The sequence below is a fragment of the Kitasatospora sp. NPDC034023 genome (assembly GCF_055575795.1).
The window spans coordinates 1-26,812 of sequence record NZ_JBVIRY010000005.1; the positions used below are offsets into that span (position 1 = coordinate 1).

A 26,812-nucleotide genomic window follows, 5' to 3' on the forward strand; every position below is an offset into this window, starting at 1 on the left:
AATTGGTGCTGGTCATCAGGGGTGGAACTCCTACTCGGGCCCTCTCAGGCTAACCCGACAAAGCGGGATGTCTCACCCAAGGCTGGCAGAGAGGGGGCGGGGTGAGGAGGGTGAGGAGGGCGAGGTCGTCGCGTCCATCGGCGAGGCGGGCGTCGGCCAGGTTCCGGCACAGGTCTTCGAGGGGCAGGCCGGGGTCGGCGTACAGGTAGCGGGCGGTGCCGTCGGGGCCGACCAGGAGCGGCGGCGGGTGTCCGGCGTTGCTCCAGTGAAGTGTCCGTCGGCGAACGGGACGATCAGGCGCAGCCCCGGGTCGCGCGCTCCGGTGATCCGGCCGAACCGGAAGACGACCCCCTTCTCGTACTGGCGGACGATGCGGATCGACATCGCGAGCCCGATCAGGACCAGGATGACCAGCACCACCAGGACTGCGATCACGGCGGTCATGTCGGCTCCCTTCGATTGCGGACCTGCGTCGACAGCCAGGTCCGGGAACGCGTCGCCACGAGCAGAGCGACCGGGAGGCGCGGGACCGGTACTCGGTCCTACCGTGAGCCTGCCCCGCATCCGGTGCCGGCGACAGGGCCGAACGGGCCCGCTCCCGTCGTGACCGGCCCGCCCCACGTGCAGGACTTCCGGCTTGGCGGGTCACCGATGGCGTCCCCGAGGAGGTATCCGTCGCCCGAACGCCGACACCGGAGCGGGGAGGGCCGGTAAGCGCACGTACCCGGCCACCCTGCGCTTCGCCCGCAACCACACCCGGGGGTGACCGTCCGCAGGCAATGCGTCGCACCTGAGAGAGGAGTGCACAGCGTCCCCCACCCACTTCGGCCCTGGCGCCGGGCGGGGGCGAGCGTATTGTGGGAATCGGCCTGCAGGGCGAGCGAGGGAGTTCGACCGGATGGCCCTGAGCGATGGGCGGAGGCTCCGCGCGGGGCGTTTGTCGACGGTCGGGCTGAGAGGCTGGATGGTCTGTGAGACCGGAAGGCGACCTCCACCACCTGATCCGGACAATGCCGGCGAAGGGAGCCCACCTTGCAGGTTTTCGCCTGCCCGCACGGCACTGCGGCGAGGTGCGTTCGCCTTGGCCGGCGTGCACCCGGCCGAGACCGCTGAAGGCGGTCCGGTGCAGAGCGGCAGGCCCCCGGTTGCGGGGCGCTCGGCCGCCGGACCGGGGCCGTTCGACCCATGCGCCGACCTTCCTGTTCCCTGGCTGGGATACCGTGCACCGTCATCGACGGGCGATACAGGGGTTGGCCATGGGACGACCGGCCGGGAGCGCCGAGCCGCAGCTGCGCCGTCAGCTGGGGGTGCTCGACGCCGTGGTCATCGGGCTGGGGTCGGTGATCGGTGCGGGGATCTTCGCCGCACCGGCCCCCGCCGCCGGCGTGGCCGGGTCCGGTCTGCTGCTCGGGCTGGTCCTCGCGGCGGTGGTGGCGTACTGCAATGCCGCGTCGTCGGCCGGCTGGCCGCGCGCTATCCGCAGTCCGGCGGGACGTACGTCCACGGGCGGGAGCGGCTGGGCGCGTTCTGGGGCTACCTGGCCGGGTGGGGTTTCGTGGTCGGGAAGACCGCGTCCTGCGCGGCGATGGCGCTGACGGTGGGCGGCTACGTCTGGCCGGGCCAGGCGCACGTGGTGGCGGTGGCCGCCGTCGTGGCGCTCACGGCCGTGAACTACGCCGGTGTGCAGAAGTCCGCGTGGCTCACCCGGCTGATCGTCGCGGTGGTGCTCGCGGCCGTGGTGGTGGCCGCGCTGACCTCGGGCGGCGCGGACGCGGCCCGGCTGGGCATCGGTGCGGATGCCACACCGGGCGGCGTGCTCCAGGCGGCGGGCCTGCTGTTCTTCGCCTTCGCCGGCTACGCCCGGATCGCCACCCTGGGGGAGGAGGTCCGCGACCCGGCCCGCACCATCCCGAGGGCCATCCCGATCGCGCTGGGCATCACGCTCGTCGTCTACGCCGTGGTTGCCGTTGCCGTCCTGATGGTGCTCGGGCCCGAGCGGCTGGCAGCCGCCCCCGCGCCGCTGTCCGAGGCGGTGCGGGCGGCGGGCACCGACCGGCTGGTGCCGGTGGTGCGGGCCGGGGCGGCAGTGGCCGCGCTCGGCTCGCTGCTCGCGCTGATCCTCGGGGTGTCCCGGACGGCGCTCGCGATGGCCCGCGACCGTCATCTGCCGCACGTCCTGGCGGCGGTTCATCCTCGGTTCCAGGTGCCGCACCGCGCCGAGCTGGCGGTCGGCGCGGCCGTCGCGGTGGTGGCGGCGACCGCGGACGTGCGTGGGGCGATCGGGTTCCCGTCCTTCGGGGTGCTGGCGTACTACGCCGTCGCGAACGCCTCGGCGTGGACGCTGACCGAGGCTGAGGGCCGCCCGCCACGGATGGTTCCGGTACTCGGCCTGGTCGGCTGCCTGGTGCTGGCGCGTTCGCGCTGCCGCTGTTCTCGGTGATCTCAGGCGCGGCCGTCCTGGCGGCCGGTGCCGTCGCCTACACGGTTCGCCGACGCTGGTCCTCGTGAGCGGAGCCGGCCGAACCGAATCCGCCCCCGCCGGGGGTCCGGATCTCCAGGGCGTCGCCGGCCGTGACGTCCGCGGTGCCGCAGCCGGGCAGGTCGTCAGCGGTGCCGTCGGCGTGCAGGACCCGGTTGGCGCCGAGGGCGCCGGGGGAGCCGCCGGCCAGGCCGTACGGGGGGACGCGCCGGTGGCCGGAGAGCAGGCTGACGGTCATCGATTCGCGGAAGCGCAGCCGGCGCAGCGCGCCGTTGCCGCCGTGCCAGCGGCCGTCGCCACCGCTGCCGGGGCGGACGGCGAACTCCTCGACCAGGACGGGCAGGCGCCACTCCAGGACCTCGGGGTCGGTGAGGCGGGAGTTGGTCATGTGGGTCTGGACGACGTCGGCGCCGTGGAAGCCGGGGCCGGCGCCGGAACCGGAGGCGATCGTCTCGTAGTACTGGTGGTGCTCGTTGCCGAAGCTGAGGTTGTTCATCGTGCCGGAGCCCTCGGCCTGGACGCCGAGGGCGGCGTAGAGCGCTCCGGTGATGGCCTGGGAGGTCTCGACGTTGCCGGCGGCGACGGCGGCGGGGTACACGGGGGCGAGCATCGAGCCGGGCGGGACGACGATCCGCAGTGGGCGCAGGCAGCCGTCGTTGAGCGGGATGTCGTCGTCGACGAGGGTGCGGAAGACGTACAGGACGGCGGCGGTGACGACGGCGGACGGCGCGTTGAGGTTGCTCTTCTGCTGGGGCGCGGTGCCAGTGAAGTCGATGGTGGCGGTGCGGTGTTCGTGGTCGACCCGGACCTGGACGGCGATGACGGCGCCGGAGTCGGTCTCGTAGCGGTAGGCGCCGTCGGCGAGGCCGTCGATGGCCCGGCGCACCGCCTGTTCGGCGTTGTCCTGGACGTGCCGCATGTAGGCCTGGACGACGTCGAGGCCGAACTGGTCGATCATCGCGTTGACTTCCTCGACGCCCTTGCGGTTGGCGGCGACCTGGGCCCGTAGGTCGGCGAGGTTGGTGGCCGGGTCGCGGGACGGGTAGGGCGCCTCGGTGAGCAGCCGCAGGGTCTCGGCCTCGCGGAGGCGCCCGTCCGTCACCAGCGGCCAGTTGTCGAACAGCACGCCCTCCTCGTGGATCTCGCGGCTGGCGGCGGGCATCGAGCCGGGGGTGATGCCGCCGATCTCGGCGTGGTGGCCGCGGGAGGCGACGAAGAACAGCGGCTCTCGGCCGGTCGGGTCGAAGACCGGGGTCACCACGGTGACGTCGGGCAGGTGGGTGCCGCCGTGGTACGGGTCGTTGACGGCGTAGGTGTCGCCGGGGCGCACGGCGGGGCCGCGGCGGCGGATCACCTCCTTGACGGTGGTGCCCATCGAGCCGAGGTGGACGGGGATGTGCGGGGCGTTGGCGACGAGGTTGCCGTCCGCGTCGAAGAGGGCGCAGGAGAAGTCGAGCCGCTCCTTGATGTTGACGGACTGGGCGGTGGACTCCAGCCGGGCGCCCATCTGTTGGGCGATCGCCATGAAGAGGTTGTTGAAGACCTCCAGCAGGACGGGGTCGGCAGCGGTCGGGGCGGCCGGCTCGGCGCGGGCCCGGATCTGCTCGACCAGCAGGTGACCGGCCGGTGTCACGGTGGCCCGCCAGCCGTCGTCCACCACGGTGGTCGCATTGGCCTCGGCGATGACGGCCGGGCCGGTGAGGGTGCCGCCCGGTCGCATGGACTGACGTTCCAGCAGGGGGACTTGGCGCCAGGCGCCGTCGGCGTACAGCGGCACGTCGACGGGTTCGGAGGGTTGGGCGGGGGAGCGGGTGTCGAGTTCCGGCTGCTCGGAGAGCCCGGTGCCCTCGACGGCGAGGGCCTCGATGACCAGCGGCCGGTCCATCAGGAAGGAGTAGGTGGCGCGGTGCCGTTCCTCGAACTCGGCCGCCATGTCGGCGGGTTCGCCCAGCGGGACGCCGAGGGTGGTGTCGGTGCCCTGGTAGCGCAGCCGAGCCCGGAAGGCCAGCCGGATCTGCTCCGGCGGGGTGCCTTGGTCGAGCAGTTCGGCGGTGGCGGCCTCCGCCAGTCCGTCGGCCAGGGCGCGTACGTCCGCCATCTCCTCGGCCGCCAGCGGGCGTTCGACGGCGTGCTCGCGCAGGACGGTGGTGTCGGCCAGGCCGATGCCGAGGGCGGAGAGCACGCCGGCCATCGGCGGGACCAGCACGGTGCGGATGCCCAGTGCCTCGGCGACCGCGCAGGCGTGCTGGCCGCCGGCGCCGCCGAAGGTGGTCAGCGCGTAGCGGGTGACGTCATGGCCCTGCTGGACGGAGATCCGCTTGATCGCGTTGGCGATGTTGCCCACCGCGATCCGCAGGAAGCCCTCGGCGGCCTTCTCCGGTGATCTGTCCCCTACGTCGGCCGCCAGTTCCGTGAACCGGCGTCGCGTCAGTTCGGCGTCGAGCGGCTGGTCGCCGTCGGGGCCGAAGACGCGGGGGAAGTGCCCGGCCTGGATCCGGCCGAGCAGCAGGTTGGCGTCGGTGACGGTCAGCGGGCCGCCGCGCCGGTAGCAGGCGGGGCCGGGGTCGGCGCCCGCCGAATCCGGCCCGACCCGCAGCCGTCCGCCGTCGAAGCGCAGCACCGAGCCGCCGCCGGCCGCGACGGTGTGGATCGCCAGCATGGGCGCGCGCAGCCGCACCCCGGCGACCTGGGTCGTCACCACCCGCTCGTACTCGCCCGCGAAGTGCGAGACGTCCGTGGAGGTGCCTCCCATGTCGAATCCGATCACCCGCTCGCAGCCGGCCAGTCGGGACATCCGCACCATGCCGACGATGCCGCCCGCCGGGCCGGAGAGGATCGCGTCCTTGCCGCGGAAGTGCCCGGCCTCGGCCAGGCCGCCGTTGGACTGCATGAACATCAGCCGGACGCCGGCCAGTTCGTCGGCCACCTGTCGGACGTAGCGGCGCAGCCCGGGGGAGAGGTAGGCGTCGACCACGGCGGTGTCGCCGCGCGGGACCAGCTTCATCAGCGGGCTCGCCTCGCTGGACAACGACACCTGGGTGAAGCCGAGTTGCTCGGCGATCCGGCCGATTGACCGCTCGTGAGCGGGGTGCAGGTAGCTGTGCAGGCAGACCACGGCCACGGAACGGATGCCGTCGCGCAGGCACCCGCGCAGGTCCTCGGTGAGCCGGTCGAGATCGGGAGGGCGCAGCACCGTGCCGTCGGCGGCGATCCGCTCGTCCACCTCGACCACCCGGGCGTACAGCGGCTCGGGCAGCGCGATCTCGCGGGCGAAGATCTGCGGCCGGTTCTGGTAGCCGATCCGCAGCGCGTCCGCGAAGCCGCGGGTGATGACCAGCGCGGTCGGCTCGCCGGTTCGCTCCAGCAGGGCGTTGGTGGCCACGGTGGTGCCCATCCGGACGGCTTCGATGCCGGCTCCGGACGGCAGCAGGGCCCGGATCCCGGCCACGGCGGGGTCGCGGTAGCGGGCGGGGTCGTGTGAGAGCAGCTTGTGGGTCAACAGCCGGCCGTCCGGGGCCAGCGCGACGACATCGGTGAAGGTCCCGCCCCGGTCCACCCAGAACTGCCAGCCCTTGGATGCCGCCATGACCGGCTCCCTCCGCCGTGCCGAGTGGCGCCCCGTGCACGAGTATCCGTCCGGGTGAACCGGGCGGGCAATCGGAACACACTGGGCATGCGGGCCGACCAGAGAGGCAGCGATGACGACCACGACGGTAGGAGTGCTCCGGGAGACCGTACCGGGCGAGTGCCGGGTGGCTCTCGTCCCCGACCTGGTGCCGGCCGTCGGCCGGCTCGGGCTGACCGCGGTGGTCGAGCCCGGTGCCGGAGCCCTCGCCGGGTACCACGACGCCGACTACCGTGCCGCGGGAGCGACCGTCGTCGGGCGGACCGACCTGCTGCGTCGCGCGGACGTCCTGCTCGGCGTCCACCCGCCGACCGTCGACCCGGTGCACGGCCTGCGCCCCGGCCAGGTGCTGGTCGCGATGCTGCGCCCGCACCGGATCCCCTACCGGGTCCGGCAGTGGGCGGATCGGGGGGTCACCGCGATCGGCCTCGACCTGGTGCCACCCGCGCTGCCCGCCGGTTATCCGCTGGACGCCGAGGCCTCCCAGGCGAGGGTGACCGGCTACCAGGCGGTGCTGCTCGCGGCCGCCCGGCTGGGCCGTTGCCTGCCGCCCTGGGGCTCGGCGGACGGGCTGTTCGACCCGGTCCGGCTCCTCGTGGTCGGTGCCGGACACGCGGGCCTGCAGGCGATCGACACGGCCCGTCGTCTGGGCGCGCAGGTCCACGCGGTCGAACTGCGCCGCCGCGAGCGTGCGGCGGTCGCCGCCCTGGGGGCCGACCTGCTGGACCTGCCCTTGCTCCACCCGGTGGCGGACGATCGGGAGCTCCGGGAGACGCTCGACCTCAAGCGCTCCGCCTGGACGGCGGGGCTCGCCGAGGCCGTCACGCGCCACGACCTCGTGGTGACCGCCCTCGGGCTCCCCGGTCGCGTCCCCCCGGTGCTGCTCAGTACGGCCGCAGCGGCTGCGATGAGGCCCGGTTCGGTGCTGGTGGACCTGGCGGTCTGCCCAGAGGGCGGCAACATCGAGGGCGTCCTGCCGGACACCACCACGCTGGTCGGCGACGGGGTGGTGGTGATCGGTGCCGGGGAGTTGGCCGCGCAGGTGCCCGTCACCGCCTCGTGCGCGTACGCCCACAACGCGCTGGCGTTGCTCGCTCGCCTCCTGCGGGCCGCCGCGCCGGCGGACGACCCCGTCCTGGGGCCGATGCTGGTGACCCACCAGGGCATGGTGCTGCACGAACCCACCAGGCGGTTGCTGCTGGAGGCGACCGCCGTGGCGGGCCTGCCGTAGCCTCGGAAGCCCCGGGCCTCAGAGCCCGGCGTGCGAGAACAGCACCGCGTGGCGGGCGATCGACCCCGCGTGGGCCGCGCACTGCTGGTAGCAGCAGGACAGCAGCACGAGGTCGGCGATGTCGACCAGGTCCGCCGACTCCTCGTGGATCAGCAGTTCGTACAGCAGCCGCTGCCGTTGTCCGACCTCGTGCAGCTCCCCGAGGATGTCCGCGACGCCCTCGGGCGCACCGGATTCCAGGACGTCGGCCGCCCGTGCGGCCAGGTCCAGGGCGGCGTCGGCGATCCCGCGCAGCGGGGCCTGGAGCCGCTCGTCGACCGGCTCCCGTTCCTGACGCGCCCAGGCCGCCTCCAGCAGCCGCTGGGCGAGCTGCCCCAGGGCCTCCACCTCGGTGCCCACATGGACACCCGTGACGACCCCGGCCCGCCCGCCGAGCGTTCCGGCAGCGTCCTCCTCGATCCGGTCCCGCAGCTCGGCCAGTGCCTTCTCCGCCGCCGGGACCCCGTCGTCGGCCGGATCCGTCAGCGCGGCGGTCGCGCCGCACAAGGCGGCGTGCGCGAGCCGCACCAGTCCGGCCAACTCGGCGATCAGGGTGCGGTACTCCCGGTTCCGCTCTCCGCCATCAGACATCCGTTCGCTCCTGTCCTCCGCGGAGCGCCCGAGCGGCCTGTCCGGCCCGCTCCGCCTCCCCCTCGACCAGTGTTGCTCCGCCCGGTGCGGGGCGTACCCGGCGTCGGGCGGTGGCGCGGCTTCCAGGCGTACTTCGGTACTGCCGTCCGGGGCCGCGGCCATCGCGAAGGAGAGCCGGTCCGGCCTCTGCCCGACGACCGCACGGGGCCGGACCCCTGGGGTTCGGTCCGGCCCCGCACGCTTGCGTCCGGGGCGCCGCCGGGGCAGTCAGATCAGGCGGGCGCCCCAGGCGCGGGCGCGGTCGAGTTCGCCGCTGCGCAGCGGGCCGTCGACGCCCTCGACGATGAAGCCTTGGGGCTCGGCGACCACGTCGTAGTGGTGGCGGGAGAGCCGCTGGGCGATGCCCTCGGCGGCGCCGCCGCTACCGGGTGTGGCGCCGCGGGTGTCGAACGCGGCGGCGTAGGTGCCGGGTTCGGTCTTCGGGAGGTCGTGGAACCAGGAGCGCAGGCCCGGCCCCTCGGCGGTCTCCCGGGCTTCGGCGGCGGCGTCCTCGTGGCCTTCCTTGTGGCCCTCGGCGGTGGCCGCCATCCGGCGGCTGAGCCCGGAGGACATGCCGCGCATGTGGGTCGGGCCGCCGACCACCAGCAGGTCCGCGGTGCGGGTCACGTCCGCGCCGGCCTCGGTCACCGGGAGGCAGTCGACGGCTGCCGAGGGGTCGGCCTGGTGGACACCTTCGGCGATGGCCTCGGCGATCTCGCGGGTGTTTCCGTACATGCTCTCGTACACGATCACGGTGTGCATGGTCTCCACCTTTCCTCACCATCAGGTTCGCGCCGCGCGGACGGTCCGGACGCGGGCCGTTCGGCCCGGATCGGGTCGCCGGACGGTCCGTGTCAGTCGTGCGGGACGACGGCGATCGGGCAGTGGGCGTGGTGGAGCAGTCCGTGCGGGACGGAGCCGAGCCGCATGCCGGTGAAGCCGCCGTGCCCCCGGCGGCCGACGACCACGGCGAGCGCGTGCTCGGAGGCCCGGGCCAGTTCCTCGACCGGGTGGCCGTGCACCAGTTCGTGGGTCACTGCGACGTCGGGATGGAGCTCCTGCCGCCCGGCGGTGCTCTCGAACAGCAGACTCCGCAGGGTCTGCTCGGTGGCGTGCTCGTCGAGGTTGCCGATCGGCGGACGCTGCCACACCCAGAGGACGCGCAGGGCGGCACGTCGTTCGGAGGCGAGGTCGAAGGCGAAGTCGACGGCGGCCGCCGAGGACAGGCTGCCGTCCACGCCGACCACGACGTAGGGCGGCTCCTGGGTGACGTGCTCGGGGTCGCGGACGACGATCACCGGGCAGTGGGCCTGGGCGCTCACCGGGACGGCCACCGAGTAGGCGCTGAGCGCCTCCGCCGTCCGCCCCAGCCGACGGGAGCCCAGCACGACGAGCGCGGCGTGCGCGGACTCCCGGCACAGCGCCGGTGCCGGAACGTCCTCCGAGACGGCGGTGGTCACCGTCAGCCCGGGGTGCCGCTCCCGGGCCACGGCGGAGGCCCGGTCGAGCGCCTGGTCGGCCCGCTCGCGCAGGGCCTTGTGGTACCGGCCCTCGTCGAGGACCCGGTACTCGCGGTACAGCGACGGGATGGCGTGCACCAGGCGTAGCGGCAGGCCCCGGCGGTCGGCCTCGTCGGCGGCCCAGGTGGCGGTCATCCGGCCGGTGTCGAGCGCGTCGACGCCGAGGACGACGGGACGGCGCGTGCCGTCGGAACTGACGGATGTCATGGCTCCTCCTCGGGCCCGTCGAACGGACCCTTGCTCCCACGCTAGGCAGCTCCGACGCCCGGCACGAGAGCCGACCGGCCCCAGCCGCCGGAGCCCGGCAGCCCCACCCGCGAGCCGGAACCGACGCCTTGCCGCGCAGGAGGCTGGTGGTCCCCGCGAACCTCCTCCTTCCCCTGGCCCTCCCCGCCCCGCCGAACTCGCGGCCGGAGACGGCCACGGCGGCGGCCCTTCAGTCGGCGAAGAGGTGGGGGTCGGGCGGTGCGGGCACGGCGGCGTCCTCGTCCTCGCGCTCGTGAGGGGAGTGGTGGAAGTGGTGGATCCGGGCGTCCGGGCCGGGACAGTACTCGGTGACCCGCTCGCTGTCGGACCAGCGCACGTCGTACGGCGGGCTGCCGTCCGGGTGGTGCAGGCCGACGATCTCGCCGTCCCTCCTGGTGGCGCCCGGCCGGGTGCCCTGGACGATGATGCGGTCTCCGACGGCGGCTTCCATGCCGTCCTCCTGGGGTCGATACGAGGACGGGTCCAGCCGTCCGTACCTCCATGGCACCACCGGAGGCCGGGTACGGAAGGGGCCGGAAGGGCCCGGGCCGGTGGCCCACCCGGCCCTGGAACCGCCGTTCCGGGCCGGCGAACACTGGCGGTACGACCAGCAGAGCCATCCCGGCACGGAGGAGGCGCGTCATGTCCGTCGCAGCCACCACGCACAGGCCACCGGCCTCGCGGACCTCCCTGCGGCAGCACGCCCGCCGGGCCGCCGGCCGGGACCGCAACCCGCTCTGCCGCCCGCTGGACCGGGCGTACAGCCGCCTGGTGGCCGGGTTCGCGCTGACGGTCCTGGCCGCGCTCGTCGTGGCGTCGGTCGCGGCGCTGGTCGTGTTCCGTGCGGAGGCGCATACTGCGGCCCAGGTCGCCCGGCACCGGCACGTCGTCAGCGCCGTCACCACGGGTCCGGCGCTGTCGGACGGCCTGCGGGCGGGCGGCGCGCGGGCGTATGCCCCGGCCCGCTGGACGTACCCGGCCGGGCCCGATGCCGGGACCATCCCGGTCCCGGACGGCACGCTCGTCGGGACGGCCGTCGTGATCGGGCTCGACGACGCCGGGCACCCGGTCGGCGCGCCCAAGGGAGCCACGCAGATCCTCTCGGATGCCGCCCTGCTGGGCCTGGGCACGGTCTCCGTGCTCGGGCTCGCCGCGGAGGGCGGCTTCGCGCTGCGCCGCCACACGCTGGACCGGCGGGCGGAGCAGAGCTGGGAGTCCGACTGGGAGCAGGTGGAACCGCGCTGGTCCGGGCGGCGATGAGCGGGCCGGCTGTCGGCCTCACAGACGGAAACGGCGGGTCTCGCCCGGTCGGATCGTCGCCTGCGTGCCGCGCAGCCGGATCACGACCGGGTCCTGCCGGTCCTCACGCAGGCTCACCGTGACCGCGCCCCGGTCGACGGCGATCGCGACGCCCCAGTGGCCGCGGTAGCGCAAGTCCAGCTCCAGCCGGCCGAGGGCGGACGGCAGGTGCGGGTCGAGCCAGAGGGCGTCCTCGCGGACCTCCAGCCCTGTGTAGCAGCGCTGCAGCAGGTCGACCGCGCCCGCCATGGCGCCCAGGTGAACACCCTCCGCCGTGGTGCCGCGCTGGCTGTCCTGCAGGTCGGCCACCAGGGCGTCGCGGAAGTACCGCCAGGAGGCGCGGCGGTCGGAGCGGGTGAGCACCCAGGCGTGCACCACGGAGCTGAGCGTCGAGCCGTGGACGGTGCGCCGCAGGTAGTAGTCGGTGGTGCGGCGGAGCAGTTCGTGGTGCGCGGGGTAGCCCAGGCGCCGCAACAGGTCGCGCACCTCGCGGGCGGAGAACAGGTACCAGAGCATCAGCGCGTCGGCCTGCTTGGACGCCTTGTAGCGGTTCACCGTGTCGTCCTCGGCCTCCAGGATCCGGTCGAGCCGGCGCAGGTCCGGGTAGCGGCGCCGGTAGGCGGCCCAGTTGAGCTCGGCGAGCTGCTCGTAGCCGTCGAACTGGCTCAACACGCCGTCGTGGAAGGGCACGTGGAGGTGGCGGCCGACCTCCTGCCAGCGGTCCAGCTCCGGATCGTCGAGGGCGAGGCGCTCGCGCAGCTCGTCGCGGCGGTAGGCGGGCAGGACGTCCAGGGCGTCCTGGGCGCGGGCCAGCACCCAGGACGCCAGCACGTTGGTGTAGGCGTTGTCGTCCAGACCGGGCCGGTCCGCCCCTGGATAGGCGTCGTGGTACTCGTCGGGGCCGAGCACCCCGCGGATCGACCAGCGTCCGCGGCTCTGGTCGTGGGTGGCGGCGGAGGACCAGAAGCGGGCGATCTCCAGCAGCGTCTCGGCTCCGGCCGAGGCGAGGAAGTCGCGGTCCCCGGTGGCCTGGTAGTACTGCCAGACGTTGTAGGCGACCGCCGAGCCGACGTGCCGCTGGAGGTGGCTGTGGTCGGGCAGCCAGCGGCCGGACAGCGGGTTGAGGTGCAGCTGCTGGGACTCTTCCCGGCCGTCGCTGGCGCTCTGCCACGGGTACATCGCCCCGCGCAGCCCGACCTCGTGGGCCTGCCGGCGGGCGGCGTCGAGGCGGCGGTGGCGGTAGCGGAGCACGGCGCGGGCGAGTTCGGGGAAGCGGAGGTTGAGCAGCCGGAGGACGAACAGCTCGTCCCAGAAGACGTGGCCCCGGTACGCCTCGCCGTGCAGGCCGCGGGCCGGGATGCCGACGTCAAGGTCGATCGAGTGCTCGGAGTAGGTCTGGAGCAGGTGGAACAGGTTCAGGTGCAGCGGGCCGGCGCCGTCGAAGTCCGCCTCGATCCGGCAGCGGCGCCACAACTCCGCCCAGCGCAGCGCGTGTTCGGCCAGTAGTTCCTCGAAGACCCCGGCCTCGGCGGCGAGCAGCCGGGAGGCGCGCAGCGGGGTCTCGATCGCCCGATCGCGGGAGGTGTGCAGCGCCACGGTCTTCTCGACCGTGACCGGTCGGCCACGGTCGGCCCGCACGGTGAGGACGTGGGCCGCCCAGCTGTCACGGGACTCGGTCGACACCGTGGCCCCGTTCGCCCTGGTGCGGGCGGAAAGCGCGATGCGCAACGGCGAGTCGGCCGCCGAGGCCTCCAGCCAGAGCAGTCCGTTCGCGTCCACGCCCTGGCTGGACGAGGCGAAGTGGCGCTCCGTCAATCCGCGGTAGCGGGCGACGCCGGTGTTGGCGACGTCACCGTCCAGCGCCGAGCGGACCTCCAGTCCACCCGACCAGTTCTCCGGAGTGATGGCGCTCTCCAGGGCGAGCAGATGAGGGCGGGCCTGGCTGGCGAGGCGGCGCTGCACCAGCCGGGTCCGCCGTCCCCGGTCGTCGACGACCAGGGCGGTGCGGGTCAGAACGCCCCGGAGCAGGTCCAGCTCCACGGTCTGTTCGGCAGGCGGGCCGGAGAACCAGACACCGCCCGACGGGCGGAATGTCAGCGGAAGCCAGTTCGGCCAGTTGACGAGGTCCTCGTTGGTCACGACCCGCCCCGCGACCGTCGAGTCCGCGCGGTCGTAGCAGCCCGCCAGGTACGTCCCCGGATAGTGGACACCGTCGGCGACGGATTCGGGCGCGGCACCCCGACTGACCACGTAGCCGTTGCCGACCGCGCACAACGCCTCCCGCAGCCCCTCCTCGGCGGGGTCGAAGCCCTGGTAGCGGAGGGTCCACGGGTCCGGCATGTCGGGTTGTCCCGCTGCTGCGTCCGCTGCCACCTCGCGACCTCCGCGCCGACGGGTCTGCCTCCAGTGTGCGCAGCGCGCCGCCGAGCCGCTCGCCGCTCTGCTCGGACAGCGGCATGTGCGGGTGGTGAGCGGACCGGCACCGGCGAGGAACGCCTGACTGGGGGGCCAGCGCGGTGAGTGCCCGGTGGACGGCGCGGGCGAGGATTCGGCAGGACCGACGGGCCATCCGGCGACCCTCCGTGGGCGACGGCGCCGTTCGGCGGCGCGGGCGGGGCCGGTCGGCCCTGCCGGGGCCAGGGGCGGACGTGGAGGCTGGAGGGGTAGAACGGCGACGGCCGAGGAGATGCGCCATGTCCACCGTCCACCCGCTGCGCAGCACCGCCGAGGCACTGCTGGCCGACGGCACCACCGTCCGGATCCGTCCGCTCGGCCCGCAGGACCACCAGGCGGTGCTCGACCTGCACACCGCCGGGATGTCCGAGGAGAGCCGCCGGATGCGGTTCTTCGGCGTCAGCCGCAACGCGCCGCGGCAGGCCGCCGACCGGTTGTGCGGGCCGCCGCGCCCCGGCTTGCTGGTACTGGGGGCCTGGGCGGGGGAGGAGCTGGTGGGCGAGGCGGACTGTGAGCTGCTGGACGATTCGCCGCAGACGGCGGAGCTGGCGCTCGCGGTGGCCGACCGTTGGCACCGTCGCGGCGTCGCGACCCTGCTGCTGGAGCACCTCGTGCACGCCGCCCGGGCCGTGGGCGTCCGCTGTTTCGAGGCCGACACCCTGGCCGGCAACCGCGGGGTGCACAAGGTGTTCGCGGACCTCGGCCTGCCGGTGCATCGCCGGCTCGCGCAAGGGGAGGTCAGGGTGCGGGTGCCGCTGGACGAGACGGACGAGCGCTACCGTGCGGCGGTCGACGAACGAGGCCGCCGGGCCGACGTGGCGAGCCTGGCCGCGCTGCTGCGCCCGGCCTCGGTCGCGGTGGTCGGGGTGTCCCGTCGGGAGGGGTCCGTCGGGCGGACCGTCCTCGCGAGGATCCGGCAGGGCGGCTTCGCCGGGCCGGTCTGGGCGGTCAACCCGCACGCCGCCGAGGTCGACGGCGAGCCCACGTACCCGTCCGTCGGCGCGCTACCGGCCGTGCCGGATCTCGCGGTGCTTGCCGTCCCGGCTGCCGCGGTGGGGGAGGTTGCCGAGGAGTGCGGCCGGGCAGGCGTCCGGGCGCTGGTGGTGCTCACCTCCGGGCTCGGCCCGGACGGCGCCCGGCGGCTGATGCGCGCCTGCCGCCGGTACAGCGTGCGGCTGGTCGGCCCGAACAGCCTCGGCATCGCGCAGGCCGATCCCGCCGTCCGGCTGGACGCCGAGTTCGGCGGGGCGTTCCCGAGGCCCGGAACCGCCGGGGTGGCCGTGCAGAGCGGCGGCGTCGGGATCGCCCTGCTGGAGCGGCTGGCCTGGTTGGGGGTCGGGGTGTCGAGCTTCGTCTCGCTCGGCGACAAGTACGACGTGAGCGGCAACGACCTGCTCCAGTGGTGGGAGGTGGACGGCCGCACCGACCTGGCCCTGCTCCACCTGGAGTCCTTCGGCAGCCCGCGGGCCTTCGCCCGCACGGCCCGCCGCGTCACCCGGAAGCTGCCGGTGCTGACCGTGGATGCCGGCCGCTCGGACGCCGGGCGCCGGGGAGCCGCCTCGCACACTGCGGCGGCTGCCACCCCGACCGTCACCCGGCAGACGCTGTTCCGGCAGGCCGGCATCACGGCCACCCGCAGCATCGAGGAACTCGTCGAGGCCGCCGCCCTGTTGCACGCCCAGCCGCTGCCCGCCCCGCGCGGCGCGGTCGCCGTGGTCTCCAACGCGGGCGGCATCGGGATCCTGGCTGCGGACGCCTGCGTCGACGTCGGGCTGACTCTGCCCGAACTCCCGCAGGAGCTGAGCGAGTTGCTGCCGCCCGGTGCTTCCGTTCGCAACCCGGTGGACACCACGGCGGCGATCGGTCCGACCGAACTGGCCTGCTTCCTCAGGGCGTTGGAGCACGAGGCGGCTGTGGACGCGATCCTGGTGTGCCTGGTGCCGACGGCGCTGGGCACCACCCCCGGCCGCGACCCGGTGCGTGCCCTGCTGGAGGGCCCGGCCCGGCGCCGCGTCCCGATCGCCGCCGTCCTGCTCGACCAGCAGGTGCCCGTCCGGTACCGCGGCTGCGCGGACAGCGGAGCACTGCCGGTGTACTCGGACACCGCAGCGGCGGCCCGCGCCCTCGCCCATGCTCGGGACCGCGCTCAGTGGCTCGCCGAACCGGCCTCCGCCGAGGTGGACCCGCCCGACTGTGACCAGCGCACCGCGCGCAGTCTGGTCGACGGCTACCTCACAGCCCACCGCGAGGGCGGCTGGCTCGATCCGCTGACCACCGCCGACCTGCTGGAGAGCTACGGCCTGCCGCTCGTCACCTCGGTCTGGGCGCGCGACGAACACCTCGCCGTGCTCACCGCCGCCGGGCTGCGACGCCTGGGGTACGAGGGCAAGGTCGCGCTGAAGGCGTACTGGCCGGGCCAGGTGCACAAGAGCGCCGCGGGCGCCGTCCGTACGGGCCTCGCCGACGACGGTGAAGTCCGCGCCGCCTACCGGGAGTTCGCCCGCAGATTCGGGGCGGACCTGGCCGGGGCGGTGGTTCAGCCGATGGCGGTGCCAGGGGTCGAGCTGCTGGCCGGCGTCGTCCAGGACCGCGTCTTCGGGCCGCTGGTCATCCTGGGCATGGGAGGCACCGCCACCGAAGTCCTCGCCGACCGGGTGGCCCGGCTCGCTCCGCTGAGCGAACGTGACCTCGCCACCATGGTCGCCGAACTGCGCGGCGCGCCCCTGCTGTCAGGGCATGCCGGATCACCTCCGGTCGACCTCTCGGCCGTGCGGTCCGTGCTCGCCCGGCTGTCCCGGCTGGCCGACGACTTCCCGGAAGTCGTCGAGGTCGACCTCAACCCCGTCATCGCCCGCCCCGACGGAGCCGTCTGCGTGGACGCCCGGGTCCGGCTCGAACCCCGGCCTTCCTTCGACCCCTACCTGCGGCGGCTCCGGCGGCCCACGGTCGTCGAGGGGGAGTGAACACCGTGAAGCACAGCATCCTCGACGGCACACCGAGCGACACCTTCCCGTCTCCCGATCCCGCCCGGCCGCCCGGCCGGACCCGCGTCGGCGACTGCATGAGCCGACCCGGCGTCGCCGTCACCCCGGGCACCGACTTCGCCACCGTCGCCGCCGTGCTGAGCGCCTCGCGGCGCGGCATCGTGCCGGTGGTGACGGCGGACAGCACGGTCACCGGCGTGGTCGCCGCGTCCGACCTGCTCGCCGCCTACGCCGACGAGGACCTCCAGGACGAGCTCCGTGCCCGCGACCTCATGGCTGCCCCCGCGATCACCGTCACGGACGACACGAGCGCCGTCGCGGCGGTGGCCCTGCTGGCCGGGCACTCCCTGCACCACCTGCCCGTCGTGGACGGTGACGGCCGGCTGGTCGGCCTGCTGTCCTCGCACGACCTGCTTGACGCCCTGCGCCGCGACGACGAGGCGATCCGGGCCGAGGCCCTCGACCTCGCCCTCACCCCGGGCAGCGGCGTCGTCGGGAACTCGCTGCACATCCGCTGCGAGCGGGGCCGCGTCTCGGTGGCCGGACGCACCCGCACCCGCAGCGATGCCGCAGCGCTCTGCCTCCAGATCGCCCGGATCGACGGCATCAACGGCCTCGCCGACCACCTCACGTGGGACACGGACGACAGCCGGCCGTCGGCCGGTTGCTGACCTCACCCCGACTCATACCGCGTGGATCAGCCGCAGGTCCACCTGCTGCGGTAGCTGCGCCACCACGAGGAGAGTGCGACCGATGTCGCGCTCGCCCAACTCACGCCCCGGGAACGGGAGATCCTCGCCCTGGTGGGGGAGGGGAAGACGAACCGACAGATCGGTCAGGAGCTCTACCTCGCCGAGAAGACGGTGAAGAACCACGTCTCGCGCCTGCTCGCCAAGCTCGGCGTCGAGCGCCGCCTCCAGGCCGCTGTCCTCGCCGCCCACGCCGAGCCCGAACAGCACCACCAGCGCCCGCACTGAGCCACAGTGCCCGGGTGGACCCCCGGAGGGAGCCGAACGGCCCAAGCGCCGCGCCGGGCCCCGGCTGCAAGGTGGAGGTGATCGACCGCCCACCACGGCTGAGGAGACGGCGATGATGTACTGGAACGATCACGGCATGAACGGCTGGGGAATCGGCCTGATGACCGTGAGCATGCTGCTCCTCCTCGCGCTCGTGGCCTTCGGCGTGATCGCCCTGGTCCGGTACGTGGGGCGGACCGCCCCGCACGGCCCGGCGGCGTCGACGCCCACCGCGCCACCGCCACAGCGGCCCACGCCGGAACAGCTGCTCGCCGAACGCCTCGCCCGTGGCGAGATCGACCCCGACGAGTACCGCAGCCGCCTGGAAACCCTGCGCGGCGGCGACCCGCCCGGCTCAGGCTGACACCGCACCCCTGGAGGCGGTCATGCCCACCCTCGCCCTCGACGCCGCCGCACTGGAGAAGCTCGTCTCCGCGGCGGTCGCCGCACCCTCGATCCACAACAGCCAGCCCTGGCGCTTCCGGTTCGAGCCCGACACCTCGACCCTGGAGGTCCGGGCCGACCGGAGCCGGGCCGTCCCGGCGGCCGACCCGCAGGGCCGGGCCCTGCACATCTCCGTCGGCGCGGCCGTCCTCAACCTGCGGGTCGCCGCCCGTCATCTCGGCTGGGCGCCCGACGTGCGCCTGCTGCCCGACCCGGCCGAGCCGGACCTGCTCGCCGCCGTCCGGCTCGACATCGTGGCCACAGCGCCGGTCCCGGTTACCGAGAAGCTGTACGAGGCGATCTGGCACCGCCATTCCATCCGCACACCGTTCACCGGCGAGCCCGTGCCGCCGGCCGTCCTCGACGAACTGGCCACGGCCGCGCGGGCTGAGGATGCGGCGCTTCATCTGCCCGACCACGCGGAGACCGCCCGACTGCTGCACCTCACCGCCGAGGCCGAACGGCGCAACACCACCGCCCCGGCCCAGCGGGACGAGAGCCGCAGCTGGATCCGCACGGGCGAGGTGCCGCCCTACGGCATCCCGGTCGCCGCGCTCGGCCCCCAGGACCGGGGCGGCCACCTGCCGATGCGCGACTTCTCCGCCATCCACGCCGCCGAGCACCGGGCGCCCGCCTCCTTCGAAGCCGAGCCCCGCATCGCCGTCCTCACCACCGAGCACGACACGCCGACGGACTGGCTGCGCGCCGGCCTCGCCCTGGAACACGTCCTGCTCGCCGCCACCGTCCACGGCGTCCGCGCCTCCCTGCTGCACCAGGCCATGGAGTGGCCCTACCTGCGCTGGGAGACCCGCGACCCGCACCACCGCCCCGGCTACGTCCAGATGCTGATCCGCCTCGGCTACGGGCCCGAAGGCGCCCCCACGCCCCGCCTGGCCGCCGATGACGTGCTGGACCCGTTGTGACGGCGAGCCAGGTGCGGGCCCTCGCGCATGGCGCGAAGGCCTGCCCGGTCCTCGGGCGAGAGGTTGATGACGATCGCGTGCCCCCGCCGGCTCCCGTAGTCGTGGCCGGACACACCCGCACACCCCGCCGGTGTCCCGTGTGGCAGCTCGGGACGGGCCCTAATCATCGGGCAGCGGTACCCGCCAGACCAGTTCGGTGCCGCCCTCGGCGCGGGTGCGGACGGTGAAGGTGCCACCGAGGGCGTCGGCGCGGTCGGCCAGGTTGGCGAGCCCGCTGCGCCGCCCGCCGTCGGACAGGCCGATCCCGTTGTCGGTCACGGTGAGGGTGAGGTCCGTACCGGCGGCGACCGATGCCTCGACGGCGTCGGACTTCGCATGGCGGGCCACGTTGGACAGGGCTTCCTCCAGGACCGCAACGGCGGCGTCCGCGATCTCGGCGGGCACGGTGGCGTCGAGCAGGCCGGTCATCCGCAGGGCCGGGGTGAAGCCGAGGGCGCGCGTAGCGTGTTCGACGATATCGACGAGCCGCGTGCGAAGGCCGACTGCAGCTGGGCCGGACTCGCGCAGGCGCAGGCCGAAGATGGTGGCGCGGATCGTCTTCGCCGTCTCGTCCAGGTCGTCGATGGCCCGCAGGACGCGGTTGGTGGCCTCCGGATGGTCGATGAAGCGGGTGGCACCCTGGAGCGTCATCCCGGTGGCGAAGAGCCGTTGGATCGCCAGGTCGTGGAGGTCGCGGGCGATCCGGTCGCGTTCCCGCAGCAGCGCGACCTGCTCGGAGTCCCGGCGGCGCTCGGCGAGTTCCATCGCCACCGCCGCCTGGCCGGCGAAACCCAGCAGCGGCACGGACTCGCTCTCCTCGAACAGCGGGGCGCCGGCTGCCCGGGCAAGCATCAGCACACCGCGTACGCCCTGTTCGGCGGTGCCGATGGGGACGGCGACGGCCGGGCCGAGGCCCTCCCAGCGTGGCGGACCGGCGGTGATCCTACGGTCCTTCTGGACGTCCGGGCTCACCACGATCCCGTCGGTGCGGACGGCCGCGCCCATGAACGAGCCCTCGACTGGCAGCACCAGACCCCGGTGGTCCTCCTCGCCCATACCGACGGCGATCCGGACCTCCAGTCCGCCGGTGTCCGGCAGCGGTACGGCGACGACGGCGAGGTCCGCCTCGGCGAGTTCTGTGGCGCGGGCGATCAGCAGGTCCAGCACCTCCTGCTCCGCGCTGCCCCTGAGCAGGCTGTTGGTGACCTCGGCGCTCGCCTCCAGCCAGCGCTGCCGCTGCCGGGCCCGGGCGTACAGCCGGGCGTTGTCGATCGCGACCCCGGCCGCGACGGCGAGGGTGGCGAGCACCGCCTCGTCGTCGGCGTCGAACGCGCCGCCGCCGCGCTTCTCGGTCAGGTAGAGGTTGCCGAACACCTTGCCCCGGATCCGGATCGGCACTCCCAGGAAGCTGCTCATCGGCGGGTGGTTGGTGGGAAAGCCGTAGGACGCCGGGTGGTCGGAGATCCGCGCCAGCCGCAACGGTTCGGGGTGGCGGATCAGCTCGCCCAGCACACCGTGCCCGGACGGCAGCGCGCCGATCAGCTTGACCTGCTCGTCCGTGACGCCGACCGGGATGAACTGCGACAGCCGCTGGTCCTCGCCGATCACGCCGAGCGCGCCGTACTCGGCGTCCACCAGGGTGACCGCCGCCTCCACGATGTGCCGCAGGGCCTCGGACAGCTCCAGGTCGCGGCCGACCGCCAGCACCGCCTCCAGCAGGCTGTGCACCCGGTCACGGGTACCCCGGGCTGTGTCCAGCCGGGCCTGGAGCTCGTCCAGAAGGTCGTCCAGGCGCAGCTTCGCCACGGGGGCGGAACTCTCCGACGCGCTGCCCAAGGCATCCTCCACGGCTCACCCGACGCCACTGACCAGCGTAGGTGCGCCCGGCTTGCCGCGCCGGACACGAAGGGGGCCCATCGGTCCAGCGCCAGGACCCCACCGGGCCCCTGGCGGCGGTCACGGATGCGCGGAAACCTGGAAGGGCGAGTGGAACCGGCCCGGCTCCGCCGCCCGAGAGGAGTAGTCAGGGCATGAAGGCACTCACCTACCACGGAAGCGGCCGTCGTACCTGGGGCGACGTCCCTGATCCCGTCGTCCGCGACCCCGAGGACGCCGTCGTCCGGGTGGACGCGGTGACCATCTGCGGCACCGACCTGCACATCCTCAAGGGCGATGTCCCCGAGGTCACCGAGGGCCGCGTCCTCGGCCACGAGGCCGTCGGCACCGTCAGCGAGACCGGCCCCGGGGTCCGTACCGTGCAGGCCGGTGACCGGGTCCTGGTCTCCTGCATCTCCGCCTGCGGCCGCTGCGCCTACTGCCGTGCCGCGAGCTACGGCCAGTGCACCGGCGGTGGCGGCTGGATCCTCGGCCACCTGATCGACGGCTGCCAGGCCGAGTACGTCCGCACCCCCTTCGCCGACACCTCGCTGCACCCGCTGCCCGACGGCGTCCGGGACGAGGACGCCCTGCTGCTCGCCGACATCCTGCCCACCTCCTACGAGGTCGGCGTCCGCAACGGCCGGGTCGGCCCGGGCGACACCGTCGCGATCGTCGGCGCCGGGCCCATCGGACTCGCTGCGGTCCTCACTGCCCGGCTCTACAGCCCGGCCCGCATCATCGCCGTCGACCTCGCGCAGAGTCGTCTCGACGCGGCCGAGCGCTTCGGCGCCGACACTGTGCTCACCGTCACCGAGGCCACCCCGGAGGCCGTCCGGGAACTGAGCCGGGGCGGTCTCGGCGTCGACGTCGCGATCGAGGCGGTCGGCGTCCCCGACACGTTCGAACTGTGCACCCGCCTGGTGCGCCCCGGCGGCCGGGTTGCCAACATCGGCGTCCACGGCAAGCCAGCGGTGCTCCACCTGGAGGACCTCTGGATCCGCGACGTCACCATCACGACCGGCCTCGTCGACACGCACAGCACCCCCATGCTGCTCGACATGCTGGCCGTCGGCCGACTGGACGTCGCCGGGCTGGTCACCCACCGCTTCGGCCTCGACGAGATGCAGGACGCGTACGACGTCTTCGCTGACGCTGCCGACACCGGGGCCCTGAAGGTCGCGCTCTTCCGGACGTGACCGCTGTCGCACGGAGGAGCTGACACCATGACCGACCGGCCCGACCCCGCCGACCTCGCCCGCCGGATCATCCGGCGCCGCGACCAACTCGGCCTGAGCGAAGAGAGGTTGGCTTACCAGGCCGCCATGGCGCCGACCTACCTGCGGCATCTGCTGGAGGCCGGGCCGGAGTTCGACCCGCCCGGGTTCGTCCGGATCGCCGCCGTGCTCGGGATGACCTGGCCGGAGCTCATGGAGGGCCATCGCCCCGACGCCCCGCCCGGACAGACGGAGCCCGCTTCGCGCCCCCTGTTGCTGCATCTCACCGAGCCCCAGTGCTGGGAGCTGATCGGCACCCACGGCATCGGCCGGATTGTCCTGCCCGTCCAGCCGGGACCGGCCGTCTTTCCGGTCAACTACGCGGTGGATGCCGCGACGATCGTCTACCGCACGGCCCCCGCAGGCGCCGCCGCCCCGCCCGACGGCTCCCCGGTCTCCTTCCAGGTGGACCACATCGACGACCGCCGGAGTCGGGGTTGGAGCGTCCTCGTCGTCGGCCACGCCCAGCACGTCGACGATCCCGAGGAGCAATTGCGGCTGTCGGCCCTGCCAGGCGCAACGCCGTGGGCCGGCGGCTCCCGGCCGCTGTGGGTGCGCATCGGGGCGGACCAGATCACCGGCCGCCGAATCGGCACCGGGTGAACGTTTCTCCAGGACACGGGGCCGCGTGGCTCGCCGTGCCGGCCGACGACCAGTCGCTGCTCCGGTGACCTGGCGATCGGGTCGGCCTCAAACGCCCGCGGCGGTGATAACGGCATCGGTGGCGAAGCCGAGCAGCAGGCCCAGCAGGATCATCCTGGTGGTGAGTTCCTTCATCGCGGCGCGTCGGGCTACCGCGAGCAACTCGATGACCACGTAGAGGACGGAGCCGGCGGCCAGCCCCAGGAACGCGATGTTGACGGTTGCGTCGGCCACCTGTCGGCCGACGAGGGTGCCCACGAAGGTGGGGCCGCCCCCGATGAGGCCGAGCAGCGCGAGGGTGCCCCAGGACGGGCGTTCACCGGCGGCGGCCAGTGGGGCGACGATCCCGAAGCCCTCGGTCGCGTTGTGCAGACCGAAGCCGATGACGAGCAGGAGGGCGAGGGAGAGTTCGCCCTTGGCGGCGGAGTTGCCGATGGCCAGGCCCTCCGCGAAGTTGTGCAGACCGATGCCGACGGCGATCACCAGGGCCAGATCGGCGGCCCGGGAGCGGCTGGGGGTAGCGGGTTGTCCGGTCGCTGCCGACGCGCCCGGTCCGCTGGACGTCGGTGCGTTCGGTGCCCGGCGGCGGGTGATCCATCGGTCGTAGCGCACGAGGCCCAGCAGCCCGACGGCCAGGCCGGTCGCGAGCAGCGGGCCATCGGTGGCGACGGTGCTCCATCGGTGCGCGGTCAGGGCCGCGTCGATCGGCTTCCAGGCGGCGGTGAGGATGTCCCAGAGCAGGAAGAGCAGGATGCCGACGGCCAGAGCGTTCGGTGCGGCTCGCGGCCGTGGAGCGGGGTTGCGCACGCGCCCGATCGGTAGGCCGAGGTAGATGGTGAGGCCGGCGAGGGCGCCGAGCAGGGCGATCTGCGGACCTGACATGGGAGGCTCCGGGGAGCACGGGTTCCGGGCGGGGCATGCCCTATGAGGTAAGCCTAACCTAACTATCTGACCCTGGTGGTCTCCCGGAGCGTCCGGACGCCAGGGGCGGACGCCGCCGGGCCGGGGAGGGCGAGCCTCCGAGCAGCGCGATGTCGTCCGCGATCCGCCCGGCGAGGGATTCCACGACGGCTGCGACGGGTGCCGACAGGCCGGTGCCCAGACTCGCGTCGGCGCCCTCCACGGCGTACACGACGAGGTGTCCGGGGAGCCTGTCGAGCGCTCGGGCGAGCTCGACGGCCTCGCCGAGGCCGAGCCCGTGGGAGCTCGTCGCGCCGCCCGCCGGTGTCAGCCGTTCACTCTCCAGTGCCAGGCGGTGGACCCGTCCGGGGCGTCCGGGGTGGGCATGGGCGGCATCCACCACGATGGCGAGTTCGGCGCCATCCCACAGCGTGATGAGCCGGGCCGGGTCGCCGTCGCACACCCGCAGCACGGTCCCGCCCGGTAGGGGCTGCCGCTCGGCCCGCTCTGCCAGCCGCGCCACGACGGCCCAGCCCACACCGTCATCGTGCCGGTACTCGTTCCCGACACCGATGACGGCGATCCTCGTGGCGACGTTCATGCGGTTCGCCTTCCCGTTCGTCGTGGCCGCCAGTCGCACCGAGGCCGTCCCGGGACCGTACGGGGAGTGGACGCCGCCACCTGGACCACGCCGAGACGCCTGGTCACGGGTCCGCGCAGATACTGGCCGGGACAGCTCCTGGCCGGGCTGCGTGATCGGTGCGCGGAGGTTGACGTGGCGGACGGCGCGGTGGTGATCGAGAAGGACGGGCTGAGCGTGCTCATCGCCGTCCTCGCCGGGCGTGGTCGTACGGTCGTCGGGCCGACGGTCCGCGACGGGGCGATCGTCCTGGCCGAACTCTCCGGCGGCGAGGACCTGCCCTACGGCTGGGGAGTCGAACTGGAGGCCGGGACGTACCGGCTACGGGCCCGCGAGGACGGCGCCGGGTTCGCCCACAGCGCGGGCCCGCAGTCATGGAAGACGTTCCTGCACCCGCCACGAGAGCGGCAGTGGACGGCCGACCGGGGCGCCGACGGGGAGCTGGTGGTGACGGAGGACCGGACGCCGCCGCCCTCCTATGCGTTCCTCGGCGTCCGCCCCTGCGACCTGCGGGCCATTGCGATCCAGGACCGGGTGCTGACCGGCGGGACGCACGCCGACCCGGCGTACCGGGGGCGCCGCGAACGGGCGTTCCTGGTGGCGGTGGAGTGCACCGAACCGGGCGCGACCTGCTTCTGCGTGTCCATGGGCGCCGGGCCGGCCGTCGGACCCGGCTACGACCTGGCGCTCACCGAGGTGCTCGACGCCGACGGCCACCGCTTCCTGCTGCGGGCCGGGAGCCAGGAGGGGGAGTCGGTCCTGGCCGAACTGCCGAGCCGCACCGCCGATGCCGCGACCCGGTCGGCCGCCCGCGAGCGGGTCGCCGGGGCGGCCGACCGGATGGGCCGCAGCATGCCGCCGGTGGACCTGCGGGCGCTGATGCGCGAGACCCTCACGGCCGAGCGCTGGGACGACGTCGCGGCCCGCTGCCTGACCTGCGGCAACTGCACGATGGTCTGCCCGACCTGCTTCTGCACCACCGCCGAGGACGTCACCGACCTGACCGGCGACCACGCCGAGCGGTGGCGGCGCTGGGAGTCCTGCTTCGATCTGGACTTCTCCCACCTCCAGGCGGGCCCGGTCCGGGAGACCCCGCGCAGCCGCTACCGGCAGTGGGCCACCCACAAACTCGGCACCTGGTACGACCAGTTCGGCAGCTCGGGCTGCGTCGGCTGCGGGCGTTGCATCGTGTGGTGCCCGGTCGGCATCGACATCACGGAGGAGGCCCACGCGCTGCACCTCGAGCGGGAGGGCGCGGCTCGGCCGACGGAGGAGGAGGGTCCGTCGTGACCGTCGCCCGCCACGGATTCCTCGGTGCCCTGCCGCCCGGTCACCGCGACCGTCTGCTGGGCTTCTCCTGTGAGGTCGCCTTCCCCGGCGGCACCCGAATCTTCGAGGAGGACGGCGTCGCCGACCGGTTCTGGATCATCAGTTCCGGGAGCGTCGCGCTCGACGTCCACGTCCCGGGCCGGCGCGAAGCCGTCGTGGAGACCCTCGGCGAGGGCGATCTGCTCGGCTGGTCCTGGCTGTTCGAACCGTACCGCTGGCACCTCGGCGCGCAGACCCGCGGCACCGTGCTGGCGTCCGAGTTCGACGCCGAGCGCATCCGCGCCGCGTGCGAGGAGGACCCCGCGTTCGGCCTGGCGGTGACGAACGGCGTCGCCCAGGTGATCGCCCGGCGGCTGAAGGCCACCCGTACCCGCCTGCTGGACCTCTACGGGCTCCCCGGTGACGGTGGGGCGCGATGACGGCTCCCGTCCCTTACCGGGTGGTCGGCCGCGAGGCCGACACACCCGACACCGCCACGGTCGTCCTGGAGCCGCCCGGCCCGTCCCTCCCACCGTTCGCCCCGGGGCAGTTCGCCATGGTGTACGCCTTCGGTGTCGGGGACATCCCGCTGTCGGTCAGCGGTTTCGACGGGCACCGGCTGACCCACACCGTCCGCGCGGTCGGCGCGATCTCCGGCGCGTTGCACGGGCTGCGGCCCGGCGCGACGGTCGGGGTACGCGGCCCGTTCGGCACCGGCTGGGAGCTGCCCACCGCCGCAGGGCTCGACCTGGTGGTGGTGGCCGGAGGCATCGGTCTGGCGCCGCTACGCCCGCTGGTGCGCGCAGCGCTTGCCACACCCGAGCAGTACGGGCGGTTGAACGTCCTGATCGGAGCGCGGACGCCCGGTGACCTGCTCTACGCCGAGGAGGTGCGCGGCTGGCGGACGGCCGCGAGGACGATGACCACCGTCGACCGCCCCGACACACAGTGGCGGGGCGAGGTCGGTGTCGTCACGACCCTGCTCGACCGGGCGGCCTTCGACCCGCCGGCGGCAACGGCGTTCATCTGCGGGCCCGAGCCGATGATCAGGGCTACCGCCCGCGACCTGGTGCAGCGAGGCGTCGCCCCCGACCGGATCAGGGTCTCCCTGGAACGCACCATGCACTGCGGGACCGGCCACTGCGGGCACTGCCAGCTCGGCCCCCTCCTGCTCTGCCGTGACGGCCCGGTCGTCACCTGGACCCGCGCCCAACCCCTCCTCACGGTCAGGGAATTGTGAC

General features: G+C 74.0%; 20 protein-coding genes and 4 pseudogenes. 13 read left to right on the plus strand and 11 right to left on the minus strand.

Features of this window, described 5'->3' with window-relative positions; genetic code table 11:
* Positions 1-49: 49 nt before the first annotated feature.
* Positions 50-274 (minus strand): annotated as a pseudogene (locus ACZ52R_RS09010) (SpoIIE family protein phosphatase); the annotation flags it as partial.
* A 17-nt stretch (positions 275-291) separates the two neighbouring features.
* A pseudogene (locus ACZ52R_RS09015) lies at positions 292-564 on the minus strand (hypothetical protein); the annotation flags it as partial.
* A gap of 692 nt (positions 565-1,256) precedes the next feature.
* Between ACZ52R_RS09015 and ACZ52R_RS09020 the strand changes: the two are divergent.
* A pseudogene (locus ACZ52R_RS09020) lies at positions 1,257-2,508 on the plus strand (APC family permease).
* On the opposite strand, the gene ACZ52R_RS09025 reads toward ACZ52R_RS09020, so the two are convergent.
* Positions 2,478-6,065 (minus strand): hydantoinase B/oxoprolinase family protein, encoded by a 3,588-nt coding sequence (locus tag ACZ52R_RS09025; RefSeq protein WP_465753232.1) that lies wholly within the window; start codon positions 6,063-6,065, stop codon positions 2,478-2,480. The pseudogene ACZ52R_RS09020 and the gene ACZ52R_RS09025 overlap by 31 nt on opposite strands.
* 112 nt (positions 6,066-6,177) lie before the next feature.
* Here ACZ52R_RS09025 and ACZ52R_RS09030 point away from each other — a divergent pair, with 112 nt between their 5' ends.
* A complete protein-coding gene (locus tag ACZ52R_RS09030; RefSeq protein WP_465621758.1) occupies positions 6,178-7,335 on the plus strand; it encodes a Rossmann-fold NAD(P)-binding domain-containing protein in 1,158 nt (385 codons plus the stop codon).
* An 18-nt stretch (positions 7,336-7,353) separates the two neighbouring features.
* Here ACZ52R_RS09030 and ACZ52R_RS09035 read toward each other — a convergent pair whose 3' ends face one another.
* From ACZ52R_RS09035 to ACZ52R_RS09050, 4 genes are all read right to left on the minus strand, one after another.
* Positions 7,354-7,965 (minus strand): hypothetical protein, encoded by a 612-nt coding sequence (locus tag ACZ52R_RS09035; protein WP_465621760.1) that lies wholly within the window; start codon positions 7,963-7,965, stop codon positions 7,354-7,356.
* Between the two features lie 267 nt (positions 7,966-8,232).
* Positions 8,233-8,766, minus strand: a complete 534-nt coding sequence (locus ACZ52R_RS09040) for a flavodoxin family protein (protein ID WP_465621762.1) — start codon at positions 8,764-8,766, stop codon at positions 8,233-8,235.
* A 92-nt stretch (positions 8,767-8,858) separates the two neighbouring features.
* Positions 8,859-9,731 (minus strand): universal stress protein, encoded by an 873-nt coding sequence (locus tag ACZ52R_RS09045; protein ID WP_465621763.1) that lies wholly within the window; start codon positions 9,729-9,731, stop codon positions 8,859-8,861.
* A 229-nt stretch (positions 9,732-9,960) separates the two neighbouring features.
* Positions 9,961-10,221, minus strand: a complete 261-nt coding sequence (locus ACZ52R_RS09050; protein ID WP_465621765.1) for a DUF1918 domain-containing protein — start codon at positions 10,219-10,221, stop codon at positions 9,961-9,963.
* A 191-nt stretch (positions 10,222-10,412) separates the two neighbouring features.
* Here ACZ52R_RS09050 and ACZ52R_RS09055 point away from each other — a divergent pair, with 191 nt between their 5' ends.
* Positions 10,413-11,030, plus strand: a complete 618-nt coding sequence (locus ACZ52R_RS09055) for an Rv1733c family protein (protein ID WP_465663583.1) — start codon at positions 10,413-10,415, stop codon at positions 11,028-11,030.
* A gap of 18 nt (positions 11,031-11,048) precedes the next feature.
* Here ACZ52R_RS09055 and ACZ52R_RS09060 read toward each other — a convergent pair whose 3' ends face one another.
* Positions 11,049-13,409 (minus strand): glycoside hydrolase family 65 protein, encoded by a 2,361-nt coding sequence (locus ACZ52R_RS09060; RefSeq protein WP_465753233.1) that lies wholly within the window; start codon positions 13,407-13,409, stop codon positions 11,049-11,051.
* A 353-nt stretch (positions 13,410-13,762) separates the two neighbouring features.
* Here ACZ52R_RS09060 and ACZ52R_RS09065 point away from each other — a divergent pair, with 353 nt between their 5' ends.
* The 5 genes and pseudogenes from ACZ52R_RS09065 (at position 13,763) to ACZ52R_RS09085 (ending at position 18,890) form a co-directional block, all read left to right on the plus strand.
* Entirely contained in the window at positions 13,763-16,486 is a 2,724-nt protein-coding gene (locus tag ACZ52R_RS09065; protein WP_465621771.1) for a bifunctional acetate--CoA ligase family protein/GNAT family N-acetyltransferase, read from the plus strand.
* Between the two features lie 5 nt (positions 16,487-16,491).
* A complete protein-coding gene (locus ACZ52R_RS09070; RefSeq protein WP_465621773.1) occupies positions 16,492-17,178 on the plus strand; it encodes a CBS domain-containing protein in 687 nt (228 codons plus the stop codon).
* 87 nt (positions 17,179-17,265) lie between these two features.
* Positions 17,266-17,484: pseudogene (locus ACZ52R_RS09075) on the plus strand (response regulator transcription factor); the annotation flags it as partial.
* 112 nt (positions 17,485-17,596) lie between these two features.
* Complete coding sequence (locus tag ACZ52R_RS09080) at positions 17,597-17,887, plus strand: SHOCT domain-containing protein (RefSeq protein ID WP_465621775.1); 291 nt, start codon at positions 17,597-17,599, stop codon at positions 17,885-17,887.
* A gap of 22 nt (positions 17,888-17,909) precedes the next feature.
* Positions 17,910-18,890, plus strand: coding sequence for an Acg family FMN-binding oxidoreductase (locus ACZ52R_RS09085; protein WP_465621777.1), 981 nt, complete (start codon positions 17,910-17,912; stop codon positions 18,888-18,890).
* A gap of 159 nt (positions 18,891-19,049) precedes the next feature.
* On the opposite strand, the gene ACZ52R_RS09090 is transcribed toward ACZ52R_RS09085, so the two are convergent.
* Positions 19,050-20,765, minus strand: a complete 1,716-nt coding sequence (locus tag ACZ52R_RS09090) for a sensor histidine kinase (protein ID WP_465663585.1) — start codon at positions 20,763-20,765, stop codon at positions 19,050-19,052.
* 194 nt (positions 20,766-20,959) lie between these two features.
* On the opposite strand from ACZ52R_RS09090, the gene ACZ52R_RS09095 reads away from it, so the two are divergent.
* Both ACZ52R_RS09095 and ACZ52R_RS09100 read left to right on the plus strand, forming a co-directional pair.
* Positions 20,960-22,003, plus strand: a complete 1,044-nt coding sequence (locus tag ACZ52R_RS09095; RefSeq protein ID WP_465663586.1) for a zinc-dependent alcohol dehydrogenase family protein — start codon at positions 20,960-20,962, stop codon at positions 22,001-22,003.
* A 27-nt stretch (positions 22,004-22,030) separates the two neighbouring features.
* The gene (locus ACZ52R_RS09100; RefSeq protein WP_465621783.1) at positions 22,031-22,684 is read left to right on the plus strand and encodes a helix-turn-helix domain-containing protein; all 654 of its coding nucleotides are present in this window, start codon (positions 22,031-22,033) and stop codon (positions 22,682-22,684) included.
* Between the two features lie 87 nt (positions 22,685-22,771).
* Here ACZ52R_RS09100 and ACZ52R_RS09105 read toward each other — a convergent pair whose 3' ends face one another.
* Positions 22,772-23,605 carry a ZIP family metal transporter gene (locus ACZ52R_RS09105; protein WP_465663587.1) on the minus strand — a complete coding sequence of 278 codons (834 nt, stop codon included), beginning with the start codon at positions 23,603-23,605 and terminating at the stop codon, positions 22,772-22,774.
* 58 nt (positions 23,606-23,663) lie between these two features.
* A complete protein-coding gene (locus ACZ52R_RS09110) occupies positions 23,664-24,224 on the minus strand; it encodes a hydrogenase maturation protease (protein ID WP_465621787.1) in 561 nt (186 codons plus the stop codon).
* Between the two features lie 174 nt (positions 24,225-24,398).
* Here ACZ52R_RS09110 and ACZ52R_RS09115 point away from each other — a divergent pair, with 174 nt between their 5' ends.
* From ACZ52R_RS09115 to ACZ52R_RS09125, 3 genes are read left to right on the plus strand one after another with little or no spacing between them, the layout of a single operon-like run.
* The gene (locus ACZ52R_RS09115; protein ID WP_465621788.1) at positions 24,399-25,553 is read left to right on the plus strand and encodes a 4Fe-4S dicluster domain-containing protein; all 1,155 of its coding nucleotides are present in this window, start codon (positions 24,399-24,401) and stop codon (positions 25,551-25,553) included.
* Positions 25,550-26,011, plus strand: a complete 462-nt coding sequence (locus ACZ52R_RS09120; protein ID WP_452185545.1) for a Crp/Fnr family transcriptional regulator — start codon at positions 25,550-25,552, stop codon at positions 26,009-26,011. The genes ACZ52R_RS09115 and ACZ52R_RS09120 overlap by 4 nt, the downstream gene beginning before the upstream one ends.
* Positions 26,008-26,811, plus strand: coding sequence for an FAD/NAD(P)-binding protein (locus ACZ52R_RS09125; RefSeq protein WP_465621790.1), 804 nt, complete (start codon positions 26,008-26,010; stop codon positions 26,809-26,811). Before ACZ52R_RS09120 ends, ACZ52R_RS09125 begins: the two co-directional genes overlap by 4 nt.
* Position 26,812: the final 1 nt, after the last annotated feature.